The 15,811-nt window shown below is 42.1% G+C and carries 15 protein-coding genes; 1 reads left to right on the plus strand and 14 read right to left on the minus strand.

From position 1 onward, the window contains the following. From AYJ08_RS02440 to AYJ08_RS02450, 3 genes are all read right to left on the minus strand, one after another. Positions 1–355: sigma-70 family RNA polymerase sigma factor (locus tag AYJ08_RS02440; RefSeq protein ID WP_035312103.1), on the minus strand; the 355-nt coding region annotated here is incomplete at its 3' end. A 204-nt stretch (positions 356–559) separates the two neighbouring features. Continuing rightward, positions 560–1,912, minus strand: a complete 1,353-nt coding sequence (locus AYJ08_RS02445) for a sodium-dependent transporter (RefSeq protein ID WP_064016454.1) — start codon at positions 1,910–1,912, stop codon at positions 560–562. A gap of 317 nt (positions 1,913–2,229) precedes the next feature. Next, complete coding sequence (locus tag AYJ08_RS02450) at positions 2,230–3,984, minus strand: methyl-accepting chemotaxis protein (RefSeq protein WP_031414009.1); 1,755 nt, start codon at positions 3,982–3,984, stop codon at positions 2,230–2,232. Between the two features lie 272 nt (positions 3,985–4,256). Between AYJ08_RS02450 and AYJ08_RS02455 the strand changes: the two genes are divergently transcribed. Beyond that, positions 4,257–4,730 (plus strand): Mov34/MPN/PAD-1 family protein, encoded by a 474-nt coding sequence (locus AYJ08_RS02455; RefSeq protein WP_064016455.1) that lies wholly within the window; start codon positions 4,257–4,259, stop codon positions 4,728–4,730. On the opposite strand, the gene AYJ08_RS02460 is transcribed toward AYJ08_RS02455, so the two are convergent. The 11 genes from AYJ08_RS02460 to alaS form a co-directional block, all read right to left on the minus strand. Then, positions 4,693–6,492 (minus strand): peptidoglycan D,D-transpeptidase FtsI family protein, encoded by a 1,800-nt coding sequence (locus AYJ08_RS02460; protein WP_064016456.1) that lies wholly within the window; start codon positions 6,490–6,492, stop codon positions 4,693–4,695. The two genes, AYJ08_RS02455 and AYJ08_RS02460, sit on opposite strands and share 38 nt — an antisense overlap. 122 nt (positions 6,493–6,614) lie before the next feature. Further along, on the minus strand, positions 6,615–7,256 hold the full coding sequence (gene udk / locus AYJ08_RS02465; RefSeq protein WP_003338307.1) for a uridine kinase: 642 nt from the start codon (positions 7,254–7,256) through the stop codon (positions 6,615–6,617). Position 7,257: 1 nt separating this feature from the next. After that, positions 7,258–8,538: a peptidase U32 family protein gene (locus AYJ08_RS02470; RefSeq protein WP_003345380.1), complete on the minus strand. Its 1,281-nt coding sequence runs from the start codon at positions 8,536–8,538 to the stop codon at positions 7,258–7,260. Between the two features lie 47 nt (positions 8,539–8,585). Then, positions 8,586–9,527: a peptidase U32 family protein gene (locus AYJ08_RS02475; RefSeq protein WP_064016457.1), complete on the minus strand. Its 942-nt coding sequence runs from the start codon at positions 9,525–9,527 to the stop codon at positions 8,586–8,588. Then, the gene (locus tag AYJ08_RS02480; RefSeq protein WP_064016458.1) at positions 9,524–10,177 is read right to left on the minus strand and encodes an O-methyltransferase; all 654 of its coding nucleotides are present in this window, start codon (positions 10,175–10,177) and stop codon (positions 9,524–9,526) included. The genes AYJ08_RS02475 and AYJ08_RS02480 overlap by 4 nt, the downstream gene beginning before the upstream one ends. 121 nt (positions 10,178–10,298) lie before the next feature. Continuing rightward, positions 10,299–11,405, minus strand: a complete 1,107-nt coding sequence (gene mltG, locus AYJ08_RS02485) for an endolytic transglycosylase MltG (protein WP_064016459.1) — start codon at positions 11,403–11,405, stop codon at positions 10,299–10,301. An 86-nt stretch (positions 11,406–11,491) separates the two neighbouring features. Next, positions 11,492–11,905, minus strand: coding sequence for an NUDIX hydrolase (locus AYJ08_RS02490; RefSeq protein WP_064016460.1), 414 nt, complete (start codon positions 11,903–11,905; stop codon positions 11,492–11,494). A 117-nt stretch (positions 11,906–12,022) separates the two neighbouring features. Next, positions 12,023–12,319, minus strand: coding sequence for a DUF1292 domain-containing protein (locus AYJ08_RS02495; RefSeq protein WP_031414000.1), 297 nt, complete (start codon positions 12,317–12,319; stop codon positions 12,023–12,025). A 5-nt stretch (positions 12,320–12,324) separates the two neighbouring features. Then, on the minus strand, positions 12,325–12,738 hold the full coding sequence (gene ruvX, locus AYJ08_RS02500) for a Holliday junction resolvase RuvX (protein WP_031413999.1): 414 nt from the start codon (positions 12,736–12,738) through the stop codon (positions 12,325–12,327). A gap of 17 nt (positions 12,739–12,755) precedes the next feature. Next, complete coding sequence (locus tag AYJ08_RS02505; protein ID WP_003338316.1) at positions 12,756–13,016, minus strand: IreB family regulatory phosphoprotein; 261 nt, start codon at positions 13,014–13,016, stop codon at positions 12,756–12,758. 138 nt (positions 13,017–13,154) lie between these two features. Continuing rightward, positions 13,155–15,806 (minus strand): alanine--tRNA ligase, encoded by a 2,652-nt coding sequence (gene alaS, locus AYJ08_RS02510; RefSeq protein ID WP_064016461.1) that lies wholly within the window; start codon positions 15,804–15,806, stop codon positions 13,155–13,157. Positions 15,807–15,811 lie beyond the last annotated feature (5 nt).

Genomic DNA, 15,811 nt, shown 5'->3' on the forward strand with positions numbered 1-15,811 from the left:
CTAATGACATTAGAATATCATTTTCAATACATCTTGCTGCATAGGTAGCAAGCTTCGTTCCTTTATTCACCTGGTAACTCTCAATGGCTTTAATTAGTCCGATGGTACCAATAGAGATTAAATCCTCGCTGTCCTCGCCGGTGTTTTCGAATTTTTTGACGATGTGCGCCACCAATCGCAAATTATGCTCAATTAATTTATTTCGAGCGATGGGGTCTCCCGTTGCCATTAATTTAAGATATTTCTCTTCTTCTACCTCGGGCAGCGGTTGCGGAAACGCATTGTTTTTCACATACGCCACAAACATAACCAATTCCTTAAACAGTAGCGAAAGCGCCACGAAGACACTTGACAAATCTGCCACCTCCCCTTCAGTCTGCTCCTCTCCCTATCCATATGTAGGCAATTGCCTATACGTGCCTGTACAGGAACAAAACTAATAAAATCTCGAAATAAAATAAATAACCTAAAATCGTATTAGCTATCAATAAAATTATAAGCTTGCTATTATCAAAAAAAGCCAGCTAATTAGCTGGCGAATACGAATGTAATCTAGATTTTAGGAGAACGTAACAATTCCCAACGTATTTAAGAACACAAGAATAATAAGAACAGGTAACACATATCTGACTAGTAGAAACCAAATCCCAAAGAAGCTTGTTGCCAGTTTGGAACCGCGTACGAATTCGGCCTGTAGTAGCTCTCGTTTCATTTTCGTAGAAACAAACAGAGCAATGAGCAAGGCTCCTAATGGTAGCAACAAGTTACTAACTAGATAATCTGCAGCTTCGAAAATACTTTTGCCAAAAATAAGTTTATCTGACCAAATACCAAATGACAAACAAGATGGTATTCCTAGTACAAATACCCCCATTCCAGCTATCCAAGAATAGCGTCGACGTTTGCTTGGATCTTTTCGCGTCAGAGATGCTACCGTTATCTCTAAAAGGGAAAAAGCAGATGTAATCGTGGCAAAAAAGAAAAGGGCCAGGAAACAAGCTAAAAAGAATCCTCCTAATGGTATCTGACTAAATACAGCAGGTAACACGTGAAAGAGTAGTCCCGGTCCTTGTGTAGGTGTAAATCCAAGTGCAAATACGGCTGGAAAAATCGCTAACCCTGCGAGCAAGGATATGAGTAAATTTAGACTTACAATGGAAACGGCTGATCGAGTTAAGCTTACTGATTTATCCAAATAGGATGTATAAGTAGCCATCGCAGATGCCCCAAGACTTAGTGCAAAAAATGATTGTCCCATCGCAGCTAAAATCGTGGAAGATTCGATTTTGCTCACATCAGGCTTTAAGAAGAAAACGATTCCTTCCCATGCGCCAGGTAACGTTAAGGCTCGTCCCATAAGCACAATAAACAAAATAAATAAAGCAGGAAACATATACTTATTGGCTTTTTCAATGCCATTTTGAACGCCGCGCGAAATGATGATAATTGTTAGCACGATAAATATAAATTGAGCAAATAACGCTAGATAAGGCTCGGAAATGACTTGCCCAAATAATTGCTCGTAATTCATATTGGGATGGCTTAAATTTCCTGTGACTGCCATGCCCAAATATAGTAAAATCCAGCCTCCTACTACACTATAAAAGGAAAATAGCAAAAAGCACGTGATAACTCCCATGATACCCAAGAAGTACCATTTGGTTCCGGGAGCTAATTCTCGGTAGGCAGACACCGCTTCCTTTCCTGTACTACGGCCAATCACAAATTCACATAGTAACAGTGGCAACCCAATCAGTAGAGTAAAGAATAGAAATAATAGAAAGAAGATTCCTCCCCCACTGGTTCCCGCTACATATGGAAATTTCCAAATTGCTCCTAATCCGATTGCCGATCCGGCTGCTGCCAAAATAAATCCAATTCGTGAAGTCCATTGTTCTGACTGATGACTCATACTATACTCCGCTCCTGACTTTTCTCTGCTACTTTCATTGGCCCCTCTAAAGGCCCCTAAAATTTATATTATACCTGATTTTTGTCCAATTCCAAAGTGCTTTATGACTAAACTTTCTTTTCTAACAAAGAGAATTTACGTATCCATTATAAAAAAGACGACAGGATGCTTGCTTCCCTGCCGTCTTTCCACATGATTTCGAACCTACATGCATCTATCTGCCTACAATGATTCGTTCCCTACAATCCTTTCGTCTTTTCTTGTGTAGGCATCTTCCCTATTTTTAAAAAAATATCAGACTGCACTTGTGAATTTTACTATTCTTTTCTCACTGTAAAATGTTCAACCGCAGTCTGTAAAGCTTTTGCCGTTCGATTCACTTCACTTGCAGAAGCGGCTACTTCTTCAATGGCGGCTAACTGCTGCTGAGAGGAGGAGGCTACGTTTTGTGTATATTGTGTAGCACCTTGAGCAATTTGTGATAATTGCTCTATAGTTGCCGTGACCTCCTCTGAACTAGCTGACATCTGTTCGGAGGAAGCGGATACCTCTTCAACTTGTCCGGTAATATTTTGAATGGACGAAACAATTTTTTCAAAAGCCTGTCCAGCTTGCTCGACAGCTTCTACCGTTTCTACTACCTCTTTTTCTCCTTTTGTCATGGAGTCCATTGCTTGTTGCGTGCCCTCCTGAATGCCTTGTACCAGCAATCTGATTTGATCTGACGATTCTTTTGATTGCTCAGCTAGTTTGCGCACTTCATTAGCTACAACAGCAAAGCCTTTTCCATCTTCACCTGCACGTGCCGCTTCAATCGCTGCATTTAATGCAAGCAGATTGGTTTGATTAGAGATTGTAGTAATGGCTCCAGTAATATGTCCGATTTCAGTAGAAACCTCATTTAAGATATTAATAACCATTACAGCTTCATTGACGGTTTGACTTAATGCTTTCATTTGTTCAATAGTATTTTGGATCACTATATTTCCTTGCTCGGCTTCTTTTGTTGCTTCGACAGCTACTTCTGCTACTTGAGAAGCAGATTGGGCAATGCGTTGAATTCCTGTAGCCATTTCTTCCATTGAACGTACACTTTCCATAGCCCCTTGCATCTGGGTTTCCGAACCGGCTGCTACCTGTTGAATATCGGCGGAAATTTGTGTCGTGGCTTGTGTTGTCTGTTCAGCGTGAACAAAAAGATTTTCTGAAGAGTCGACCATACTTGCTGTTGTTCGATCAATGCCCTTCACCACCTCTTCAATGCTACATAGCATCGCATTAAAGTTCTCTGCTAGTACCCCTATCTCATCCTTAGAAGTTACTGGCACACGAACAGTAAGATCTCCTTGTGCAGTCTGTAAAGATAGGTCAGATATATCTTTGATGCGCTTTAACGTATGACGAATCGCAAAGATACTGCCACCAAGTAAAAGACCACCCATGCATAAACTTATTAATACAGGTATTTGTAAGCTTTGCAAAAGATCTTTTTGCATCAAATCATAATCAAAGTTAATAGCGAGTACTGCCGAGACCTGATCGGAACGGTTCTTAATCGTGGTAAATACCGTTAAAATCTCTCTGTCTTCCATAAAAAAGGTTTTTGAAATACTTTCTCCCTTTTCCAATGCTGTTTGATAAGCGGTAAGCTGTGACGGATTAAGCTCGACCACAGTATTAGGCTTAACTCCCGCCTCGACAAGCTTATCACTTGCTAAAATAACCTTAAGCTGGCTCTTTTGATCTGTTTCAATAAGGTCTGGAGCAAATAGATAACCATCTGTTATATATTCCGCTTTTAAAGAATTATCCAACTTATTGGACAGACTTATAAACACGTTGGTGTACCCCGAATAGGTGCTTGAATCGTCAGCGAGTAGACGCTTCACGGCATCTATTTCTGAAGATAAGGTTTCAAGCTGGGTATCGACTGTTTTTGAAATTGCTGCAATTACTTGAATAAACATCTGTTTCTGACGATCGTACGATAAGACAATAGAAACCGAGGCAAATAATAAAATGATGACTGAGATGAAAGCTATCGCACGAAACGAAAGGCTTCTGTGATTCAAATGGTATCGCCCCCCACATTTTTCAGTGATTTGAACAGACCTATGCATTATCTATATCGTCAATATACATCAAAAAATTTAGGCCTAATTACTTACTATTTGTAAAAAATTCGAGATTATAGCTTTTTACACAAAAGAACAGGGTATTTTGTCCTGTTATTCTTCTTTTTTGTTTTGGGTATAACCACTTGACCAATACACGTCCTCCCAGCCTCTCACATATACTGGCAAGATAGTTAACAGTTCCGTCATTTTGGAAAGGAGGTCTTGGAATGACAACCTTATACCTTACAGAAACCGCATGGTCACAGATACGAAGGGCGGTTGGACATTATCCAGAATTAGAAACAGGTGGGATTCTTTTAGGCTATAAACAAGATGCCAAAAGTTGGATTATTACATTTGCTAGTGAACCTGGTCCTAATGCACTACGCATGGAGCATTCCATTTTATTTGATGATAAGTATCTTCACCGTATCATTAAGCGTAAAACACGACCTAATAGTAAAATACAGTACATTGGTGACTGGCACAGTCATACTATGCCGCGTCTTACGCCCAGTCGAACCGACAAAAATACGTTTGTTCAAAAAAGCAATCAAAATGAATATCGTTCGGATTCACCTATCATGTTGATTGTCGGATATAACCGACAGAAACAGCTAATGGCTCGTGGATACTTTCTAGAAAGAGGGATTCGTTCTTTCTCTAGGATCGAAGTTCAAACGTCGCAAGCCGCTCAATAGCTAATTTAAATGCTTGAGTCGCTTTATTCGCCCCAGATATCTGTTGGTTTTTCGCTACCACTACAATAGCGTATCGAGGACTATTAGCAGGAGCAAATCCAGCAAACCACTGATGCACCTTAGGCTCTCCTTTATATAAGACCTGTGCAGTTCCGCTTTTACCAGCAACAGATAACGGCAGGTCTTTCAAGGAGCTGCCCGTACCTTGTCGGACAACCTCCTGTAGAAAACGCGAGAGCTTTTGCGAAGTAACCTTATCCACTCCTACTTTAGTTAAATCCTTCTGTGAAAACTCATAAAAACGACTTCCATTTCGATATTCAATATCCGAGACAAGGCGAGCTTCTTTTGCTGTACCGCCTCTGGCAATCATAGCCATCATATTTGCTGCTTGCAAAGGAGATATTTGTACATCTCGCTGACCAATGGCTGTCTGAATGAGAACACCCTCATCATTTGGTGAAACCTCTTTAGCAAACACTTGTCCACTTTCTTCACCATCTAGTTGTGTAAAGTTCTCCATTTTATACAACTGGTCAATCTGCCAGCCAACCTGCTTGGTCAGTCCCATTTTCTCTGCTTGCTTCTGGATCCGTTCTCCTCCTAAACGCTTGGCGATTTCTGCAAAAGTAATATTACATGACTCTGCAAAGGCCTCCAGCATCGTTACGTGTCCGTGACCTTCTTTTTTCCAGCAGGAGAATCCGTATTTCCCATAGCTGCCTTCACAGGTAAAGGTTTCACTAGGGGATACAGCCCCATCCTCTAGTGCAGCAGCAGCTACGACTGTTTTGTAAACCGACCCTGGTGAAATCTGAATCAACGCTTGGTTTTTCCAATTCCCTTCTTCCACATTCACCTTTGTTGGATCAAACTTGGGACGAGAAGCCATTGCCAGGATATCACTATTTTTCACATCGAGCACTACGATCGCCCCAGCTTCGATTCCTGCCATATCCATTGCTTGTTCCATAAATGCTTGAATTTGGCGATCCATTGTTGTTTTAACTGTCAATGGATAAAAGGCATTATCCTCTATCGAAAATCTGGTATCCAATCCACTCAATGGATTTCCTTGACCATCTACATAATAAGAGAGGATGGAGGGCTGCATTCCTTGTAAAAATCGATCGAACGTTCTCTCCAGTCCTGAAGAACCAATAGGGGTATCTGGCATCATTTTTCCATTTCGCAAATCATCTGGATATAATTGTGCAATTCGCTCAGGATTTTGACTTACATACCCGATCACCTGTTTAGCGATACCTGTTGGAGCATAGCGTTCCGTCATTGCTACGGATAAAATGCCCGGAATTTTTAAATCATTAATTTGCTTCATCTGTTTTTCATTTAACTCAATCATATTTCCAGCGAAGTCACGCAAAGGAGCCGGATTTTTTCCTTTCTGAATCATTTTCATGATTTCAGACTCCCTGCTTTGCACAATCTCTGCTACCTTTCTAATCTTCTCATTTACCTCCGCATTTCCACGAGCCAATGGAAAAATAATGAGCGCATTCTTTTCTACGCCTGTAAGTGGTTCTCCATGACGATCTGTGATTTCGCCTCGACCACTGTTTAATGTAATAGCTTGCTGTCTTTGCCTAACCGCCGCTTTAACCAAATCAATTTTATGAGGGGAAAACGAATTAGTTGCTGCTACCTGAATCCACCAAAGCCTAAGTAATAAGCCCCCGAACAACAAACTAATGATTAATAGGATGAAAAAGCTTCTGCGTTTATTTAGCACCTGCAGGTCCATTTTCTTTCTAACCTCCTCTCTTTTTTCTCACCAGTATCTCCCTCTAGGCACTTTTTCAAACCAAAAAGACCCACACCATATAAGATGGCATGAGTCTTTTTCCATTCATGTAATAGCTATGCTTATTCAAAAAAACATTGGTTCTTATCATGCAAGATGTTGTGAATCTTTGTAGAGAGCAGATCAAGTGCTACCTTGTTATAGCCACCCTCTGGAATAATGATATTTGCATAGCGCTTAGTAGGTTCGATAAATTGCAAATGCATAGGACGAACAACATTTAAATATTGTTGGACAACACTGTCTAAACTACGTCCGCGCTCCTCAATATCGCGCTGAATACGCCTCACGATGCGAACATCGGCATCTGTATCAACAAATACCTTAATATCCATCATATCGCGAATACGTTGGTCTTCTAAGATCAACATACCTTCAAGGATAATAACATCGGCTGGCTGGACATGGACTGTCGTTGCCGCTCTGGTATGCTCCTTAAAATCATATTGCGGTTTTTCGATTGCTCGATAGTTGAGTAGCTCATGGAGGTGTGTTAGCAACAGGTCATTATCAAAAGCAAATGGATGGTCGTAATTTGTTTTTACACGCTCATCCATTGTCATGTAGCTTTGATCCTTGTAATAAGAATCCTGCTCAATCATCAAGACGCTCTCGTCTTTAAACTGGCGGTATAATTCTCTTGCAACGGTGGTTTTACCGGACCCGCTTCCCCCGGCTACCCCAATCAGTACGGGGCGACCCATTCTATAGCTCCTTCCTCATCATGTCATAAGGCTTCACCGGTTGGTTAACCTTCATTTTGACCAATGACATTGGATGACGTGCTGCATCTAATGCTTCATCGGTGACATGGTGCCAAATTTGTTCTACCTGTTGTGCAAAGAATGTATCTGGTCCAAAGAATTCTACCTTCGAGCCCACTTTAAAGTGGTTGCGCACTTGAACAGTTGCAATGCTTGTAGCCGGATCGTAATCCATAACCAATCCCGCAAAATCGTAAGGGATCGGATGATCTGGTTCACCAAAGATTTGTTCTTGTGTACTTGGGCTTCCGTAAAAGAATCCAGTGGACAGCGTACGCGGCGCAGCCTTATACACTTCGTCGATCCACTCTTGTTTGATCTTGAAGTCTTTCGGATTTTCAAAGTAAGAGTCAATTGCCATGCGATATGCACGGGAAACGGTCGCTACATAATGGATAGACTTCATCCGGCCTTCCACTTTTAAGGAATCAACACCGGCTTCAATCATATCAGCAATATATGGTAGCATGCTTAAATCCTTCGGAGACATCGTATATTGCTCGTCTCCTTCAGCAAACAATGTCTTGGCACCGTTTTTCTCTGCCTCTTCAAAGTTAAATCCGTCTTCGAATAGATCATATTTCCAACGACAGGATTGTGCGCAGCCTCCACGGTTAGAATCACGCATTGCCATATGATTAGACAATACGCATCGACCGGAATAAGCAATACACATCGCGCCGTGAATAAACGCTTCGATTTCTACATCAACATGAGATTTTATATCATAAATTTCTTTCATGGAAACTTCACGTGCTAGCACGACACGGGAAATTCCTTCGTCTTTCCAAAATTGAACAGAGCGCCAGTTCGTTGTGGAGGCCTGAGTGCTCAAATGAACTTCAATTTTAGGAGCCGCCTTCTTACATGCCTGAATCAAAGCAGGGTCTGCTACGATAACCGCATCAATTCCAATATTTTGCAGCTCTTGGTAATACTCTGCCATACCGCCTAAATCTTCGTTGTGGGCAATAATATTGGTCGCTACAAATACTTTAGCTCCGTGAGCATGGGCAAATTTAACCCCTTCACGCATTTCATCATAGGAGAAGTTATCAGCATTCGCACGCAAGCTGTATACTTGACCACCGATATATACGGCGTCTGCTCCATAGCGAATCGCAAACTGTAATTTTTCTAGGTTACCTGCTGGAGCCAGTAACTCAGGCTTAGCAATCACCGGTTTCAATCCGGCTTGGTTTGGAGTTATAATCGTGCTCAAGATGATTCACCTCTCAATTTCAATATTACGCAAGTCTTCTTTCCCATTTAAGCATGGTAAGGAATTGGTGGTTTATAATAAAATCCAGTGTTTAAAGGTCGATTTTTTGGTTGCAGAGCTTCCATTTTTTGCAGAAACTCAGCCGCTTTATCACGATATTGTTCTACATCAGAAACGCACAAATCTAATGCTTCACGATATAGCTTCGTCACTGCGATTACATATTCAGATGTATGCAGCAATCCTTCAATTTTCAAACTGTCCAATTCACCATTCACAAAGTCCTCAAGACCATCAACCATACAAATATCTTCTGCACTGATAATATGAGTCCCATGGGCATCTTCATAAACAGGATAGCTAATATTGCGGCGTTTTTCTTCCTTCACATACATGCCGCGATCCATACTGGTATCTTCCTGCTCCATATCGCGTCCTTGATGACCAAAATAAGCCGAGACAAGATCACGTTTGGATTGGAAAATGCAGGTTGGTCCATGTATTTGTGCTTGAATTTCACATTTTGCTTCCTGCTGATTTTCGATCGTCTCATCTATGGTCAATTCACGTGCCAATACAGCACGGCTTGCCCCTTTTTCTGCCCAATAATTAATGGTATCGTAGCTTGTGGATAGCATTTCCATGCTCCAGTGTAGCTTTAGCTTTGGAGCCACTTGTTTAGCAGCAACCAGCACAGCAGGGTCACCGAACACTACCGCATCTGCTCCTACTGTTTCCAAATGAATGAGAAAATCGTCTAATCCATCTAATTCTTCATTGTGCAATAACGAATTTATATTGATGTACACCTTAGCACCCTTGCTATGTGCCAAGCGAATCGCTTCGTCTATTTCTTCAACGGTAAAGTCTCCTGCATTGCGTAGTCCGTAGCGTGCTTCTCCAATGCTTAGAGCATCCGCACCGGCCTCAATTAGCGGCAGGACATCAGCTAATTTTTTTACCGTAACCAATAGTTCAGGCTTTTTCACGCACTGCCCTCTCCTCTCGTCTGCTTTACACTAACCGCGATCCCATCCCCTATAGGTACAATTGACGTTTCTAGTTGGGGGTGTCCCATGAGATGCTTATTAAATCCATCAATCTTCTCAACCATTTTCTTTTGCCGTTTTCCCGCCGCTTGCGGATCGGTAACAAGACCACGGTATAAAACATTGTCCGTAATTACTAAACCTCCTTCTTTTAACAGAGGAAGGTATAATTGTAAAAAGGTGAGGTATTGCCCTTTAGCAGCATCAATAAACAGACAATCAAACTCATATGACCCAGACAAACCCTTTGTCGCGTCACCCTCAATTAGTTCAATTCGATCTTCTAAGCCAGCTTCCTTAAAAGAAGCCAACGCGCGGGTGATTCTTTCTTCATCAAGTTCCATTGTTACTATTTTTGCCGTAGGAGCAGCTTCAGCCAGCCAGATTGTTGAATAACCAATGGCTGTACCTACTTCCAAGATGCTTTTGGGTCTTTTGATTAACAGTAAGGTACGTAAGAATTGAGCCCCAGTCAATTGAATGATAGGGATATTCTCTTCATGTGCCTCCTGCTCTAGTCGCGTTAATAGCGGGGAGCGCTGTGGAATGAGATTTTGTAAATAATGATCTATCGCAGGGTTCGTAATCATGTGGAAGGTCCCCCGTTCTCTTTCAACCAGATAATATACATTTTGGTATAGAATCTGTCATAAACTAATTCACAACCGTTCTATTATAACACATTTCGCCAAAACAGCCACTATCGTTTTGTTACCAACTTCCTTGACTTTTCGCATTTTTGGAAGCATGTTCTGCAAATGTTTTAGAGAAATAATGCTCCTGTGTCCCGTCCTTTTTCGTCACAAAGAAGAAGTATTCGTTTTTTTGCGGATTTACGACTGACTCAAGCGACGCTCTACCAGGACTCGCAATGGGCCCAGGTGGCAGGCCCTCATGGAGATACGTGTTATATGGACTCGCTATCTTTAAATCATCAAATGTAATGCGATCACGTTGCTTGCCTAAGATAAATTGTACAGTGGCGCATGATTGTAATTTCCAGCCATCACGCATGCGATTATAAAAAATTCCGGCTACAATTGGCCTCTCATGATCTACTACCACTTCACGCTCGACAATCGCCGCCAAATTAACAGCTTCATCCATTGTTAATTTGTGCTTCTGTATTTGTTCGCTCCATTCTGGCTTCCATTCTTTTTCAAACTGCCCCAGCATTTTGGCGATAATCTCATGCTCAGTTGCTCCCTTACGAACCTCATAGGTTTCTGGGAACAAATATCCCTCTAGCCGATATTTTCGCCCTTCTTTCTTTGGAATAGACGAGACAAATGGAAATTCAGGGAAATCTCCTTCATTTATTTCCTGTATAAAAATATCTTTCTCAATTAGCCCTTTTTTAGCAAGCGCATCTGCAATCTGGCCTACATTCCACCCCTCTGGTATGGTAAAGCGTGCCACTTCTGCTTGAGTTCCTTCGCTTAGCATTTTAATCAATTGCTCAATGGTTACTTGCTGATCAAACTGATAGGTTCCTGCTTTTAGATCACCAGCTACTCCCTGATAGCGAACATAATACGAGAATAGAGTGGCATTTTTAATAATGCCATTCTGCTCTAGCAATGCAGCTATCTGCTTGACACTAGAACCTGGAGGGATATCTACTTCGGCTGTAGCTGTGATTGGACTTGGTTGCAGCTGTTGATTTACATAATAGGTTCCCACGCCGCCCACGACTAGGACAAGCAATGCAAACCAAAGCAATCCTTTTACGATAAACCCACCGCTTCGTTTTTTCCGCGATCGGGATTGATTCCTCAATAATTCCTGTCTCTCTTCACTACCTTTTGCCAAGCTCACACACTCCTCCTCACATTACATCGCCATTCATTATACAAAAAGATCAAATATCTTGCACGTTTTGATAGAGTCTTATCGTTTATCTATCAATTTTTACCAGTATTTTTTATATCTGCAAAAACTCTTCTCAGCAAATGAGCCTGATAAAGAGAATCATCATCCAACTGCTCAATCTCTGTTAAACGAAACCATCTTGCTTCCCTAATTTTTGTTCCTTCTATCTGAATGGTGCCTTCGTTCACCGTCGCTGTAAAAACATTGCACACCACTGAGTCTTTCGTTTCATCAACAAATTGATAAATACCTGAAAGACTGGTTAACTCTACTTGTAGACCCGTTTTCTCAGCTACTCTTTGCACAGCAGCATCCATAATTTTTTCCCCGGCTTGTACAATTCCTGATGGGATGTTCCATACGCTTCCAAGTTCTTCGCTATCTTCTCGAATCAGTAAAAATTGATCTTCCTGTGCAATTACCGTACTTACCATTTTTGTCGCCATAAGCTCCCTCTTCCATCTTTGATTAAAAAAAGCATGAGCTACTGAAGAAAAGTCATCATCCCTGTGACGTCCTTTTCTCCAGTGGACCCATGCTAGTTTTTACTATGTCATCAAATACTAGTTCTCTTCGCTTTCCAATTCGTCGATCAATGTTTCAAAGGTAGCTTCTACAGCATCCCATTCAGCATCATCTTCAATCGGCTCAAGAATGTCGCTTCCGTCGTAGCGCAAGAAATGAATTTCATACTCCTCGTCATCTTCCTGATCAACTGGAACTAAAACTAAATAATTACGATCTTCCACTTCTAGGATGTACATAATGCGGAAATCACGGGTAGCTGAATCGTCTTCTCCTTCCTCCACCAATGCGATCACGTCGCCTACTTCATAGTCATTTTGCATGTCTTCACTCATTGTTTTCACCTCGAATTAGCATCCAAATACCCCTGAAGGATGAGTACGGCTGCCATTTTATCAATTACTTTCTTGCGCTTTTGGCGACTCACATCAGCCGATATTAACATTTTCTCCGCTGCCATCGTCGTCAATCGCTCATCCCAGAGATGAACGGGCAACCCTGTCCGCTCCTTCAGTTGCTCAGCAAAAGCTTGACAGTATTCACCCTTAGGGCCAATCGTGCCATTCATATTCTTCGGCAGACCGACCACAAGTGCTTGTACTTGGTACGTCGCAATCCATTCTTCGATACGCCCAAAATCATTTTCTTTGGACGAGCGTCTAATCGTTTCGATTCCTTGAGCAGTCCAACCTAGCTCATCGCTTATTGCGACGCCTATGGTCTTTTCACCCACATCCAATCCAAGTATTCGCATAATTATCTCCTATGATGTTATGAACCTTTTGGTGACAAGTAAGCTTTCACCATTTCTTCAATTAGCTTGTCGCGTTCAATTTTACCAATCAAACTGCGAGCATTGTTATGGCGAGGAATAAATGCAGGATCTCCTGATAATAAGTATCCTACAATCTGTGTAATCGGATTATAGCCTTTTTCTTGTAGAGCGCTGTATACTTCTTCCAAAGTGGCGCGTACTTCAGCTTCACTTGCTTCCTTTGGAGCGCTAAACTTCATGGTATTGTCCATAGACATAGCCTAACACCTCGCTTTATTTAAAAATGAGCATATAATGAATAACTCACTTTTCGTGTTTATCGGAAAGGCAAAGGATTCACCCGCAAAGCGAATGAATCCAGTTCACCTTATTACTCTATATTGTAGACGTTTTACCTATTGGTTTGCAACTGCCTGTCCTTCGACTACACTTGCAACAATAGAAAGTGCTTCGCCTAACTTAGCAGGTTCCTTACCACCCGCTTGTGCCATATCAGGGCGACCGCCACCGCCGCCGCCGCAACGTGTAGCAACTTCCTTGACGATTTTACCGGCATGGAATCCTTGACTCATCAGGTCTTTGGTCACACCAGCTACAATGTTTACCTTATCTCCTTCAACCGAACCAAGCACAATTACAGCAGAGCCTAGTTTATTTTTAAGCTCATCGACCATACCGCGGAGGTTATCCATATCCGTTGCAGATACTTGAGTAGCCAAAAGCTTTACACCTTTAATTTCTTGTACCTGCTCTGTGAGAGTTCCTGCTTCAATATTGCCCAATTTTGTACGTAGCGACTCAGCTTCGCGCTGTGATTCCTTCAATTGAGCTAACACGCCTTCTACGCGAGCAGGAGTTTCATGCAACTGTGGTGACTTAACCGCTTGTGCCACTTCTTTTAGTGTGCTTAGCTGTTGATTTAAATATTGATAGGCACCGCGACCTGTCACCGCTTCAATACGGCGTGTGCCAGCCCCAATGCCGCTCTCGCTTAAAATTTTAAAGAGACCGATCTCCGCTGTATTTCCTACATGGCAACCACCGCACAGCTCAATGCTGAAGCCCTCAACATTAACTACGCGCACAATGTCTCCATACTTTTCGCCAAAGAGCGCCATCGCACCCAATTCTTTGGCCTCAGCAATCTTCATGTTCGAAATGCTTACAGGTAAGTTACTCCAAATTTGCTCATTTACGATTTGCTCGATACGCCCCAGCTCTTCTGCTGTAATGGAGCTGATATGTGTAAAGTCAAAGCGAAGTCGCTCAGGAGATACCAAAGAACCTGCTTGATTTACATGTGTTCCTAGAACATCTTTTAGAGCTTGGTGCAGCAAATGCGTTGCTGTATGGTTTTTAATCGTAGCGTTGCGTCCTTGTTGGTCTACTTCAGCCGCAACCTGATCTCCTACATGCAACGTACCGGCTTCAATAAGAACCTGATGAACGTTTTGACCATGAGGCCCTTTTTGTACGTCAATCACGCGTGCTTTAACCGTATCTGCTGTCAAAGTTCCCTCATCATTAATCTGCCCGCCGCTCTCTGCGTAGAAAGGTGTACGATCGAGCACCACTTGGCAGGTAACACCCTCTTGTGCTTCTTTTACAAGCTGATTGTCAATAATAATTGCTTCAACTTTAGCGTCAGTAGACAATGTTGTATACCCGATAAATTCACTTGCTACTGTTAATTCCGACAATGGCCCGCCCTGCGTCTGCATGCTGTCTACATCCTGACGAGCTGCACGAGCGCGTTCACGTTGCTCTTCCATTGCCTGTTCGAAGCCATCGCGGTCAACAGAAAGACCATGCTCCATTGCGAAATCCTCTGTCAAGTCGATTGGGAAGCCGTATGTGTCGTACAATTTAAAGGTATCCTGACCGCTTAGCTGGCTGCCACCAGAAGCCTTTGTAGCTGTTACCATACCCTCTAAAATGGACAAACCTTCCTCCAATGTTTCATGGAAGCGTTCTTCCTCAGCACGAATTACACGTTCGATAAAGTCACGTTTTTGAACCACTTCTGGGTAAAATTCTCCCATCATATCGCCAACTGTTTTAGTCAATGTGTACAAGAATGGCTTCTGAATTCCAAGCATTTTACCCATGCGAACAGCACGGCGAAGCAAGCGACGAAGCACGTAACCGCGGCCTTCATTCGAAGGCAAAGCCCCATCTCCAATAGCAAACGTAACTGTACGCACGTGATCTGCAATTACTTTTAGTGCGACATCCAGCTCATCATTGGTTTTGTAAGATACACCTGAAATTTTGCTCGTCTGTTCAATTAACGGGAATAACAGGTCTGTTTCATAGTTGTTATCAACATTTTGGATAATAGAAACCATACGCTCCAAGCCCATACCTGTATCAATATTTTTCTTAGGCAATGGAGTATAAGTACCATCAGGATTATGGTTAAATTGGGAGAATACTAGATTCCATACTTCTAAATAACGTTCATTCTCCCCACCAGGATACAATTCTGGATCGCTTGGGTCATTCCCAAATGCTTCACCGCGATCATAGAAAATTTCCGTATTCGGACCGCTCGGGCCTTCTCCGATATCCCAGAAGTTCCCTTCTAAACGAACAATTCTCTCTTCTGGTATGCCAATTTCCTTATTCCAAATTTCAAATGCTTCATCATCTTCAGGATGAATTGTAACCGACAATTTTTCTGGGTCAAAACCAATCCATTCAGGACTTGTCAAGAACTCCCATGCCCAATGAATAGATTCCACTTTGAAATAATCCCCGATAGAGAAGTTACCCAGCATCTCAAAGAAGGTATGATGACGCGCTGTACGTCCTACGTTTTCAATGTCATTTGTACGAATGGATTTTTGGGCATTCGTAATGCGTGGATTCTCAGGGATAATTCGTCCATCAAAATATTTCTTTAACGTAGCTACCCCACTGTTAATCCACAACAAAGATGGGTCATCCACCGGTACTAAAGATGCACTTGGTTCAATTCGATGTCCTTTGCTCACAAAGAAATCTAAATACATTTGACGAACCTGATTACCTGTCAACTTCTTCATGCTGT

The organism is Brevibacillus sp. SKDU10 (assembly GCF_001645205.1).
GTDB lineage: Bacteria > Bacillota > Bacilli > Brevibacillales > Brevibacillaceae > Brevibacillus_B > Brevibacillus_B halotolerans.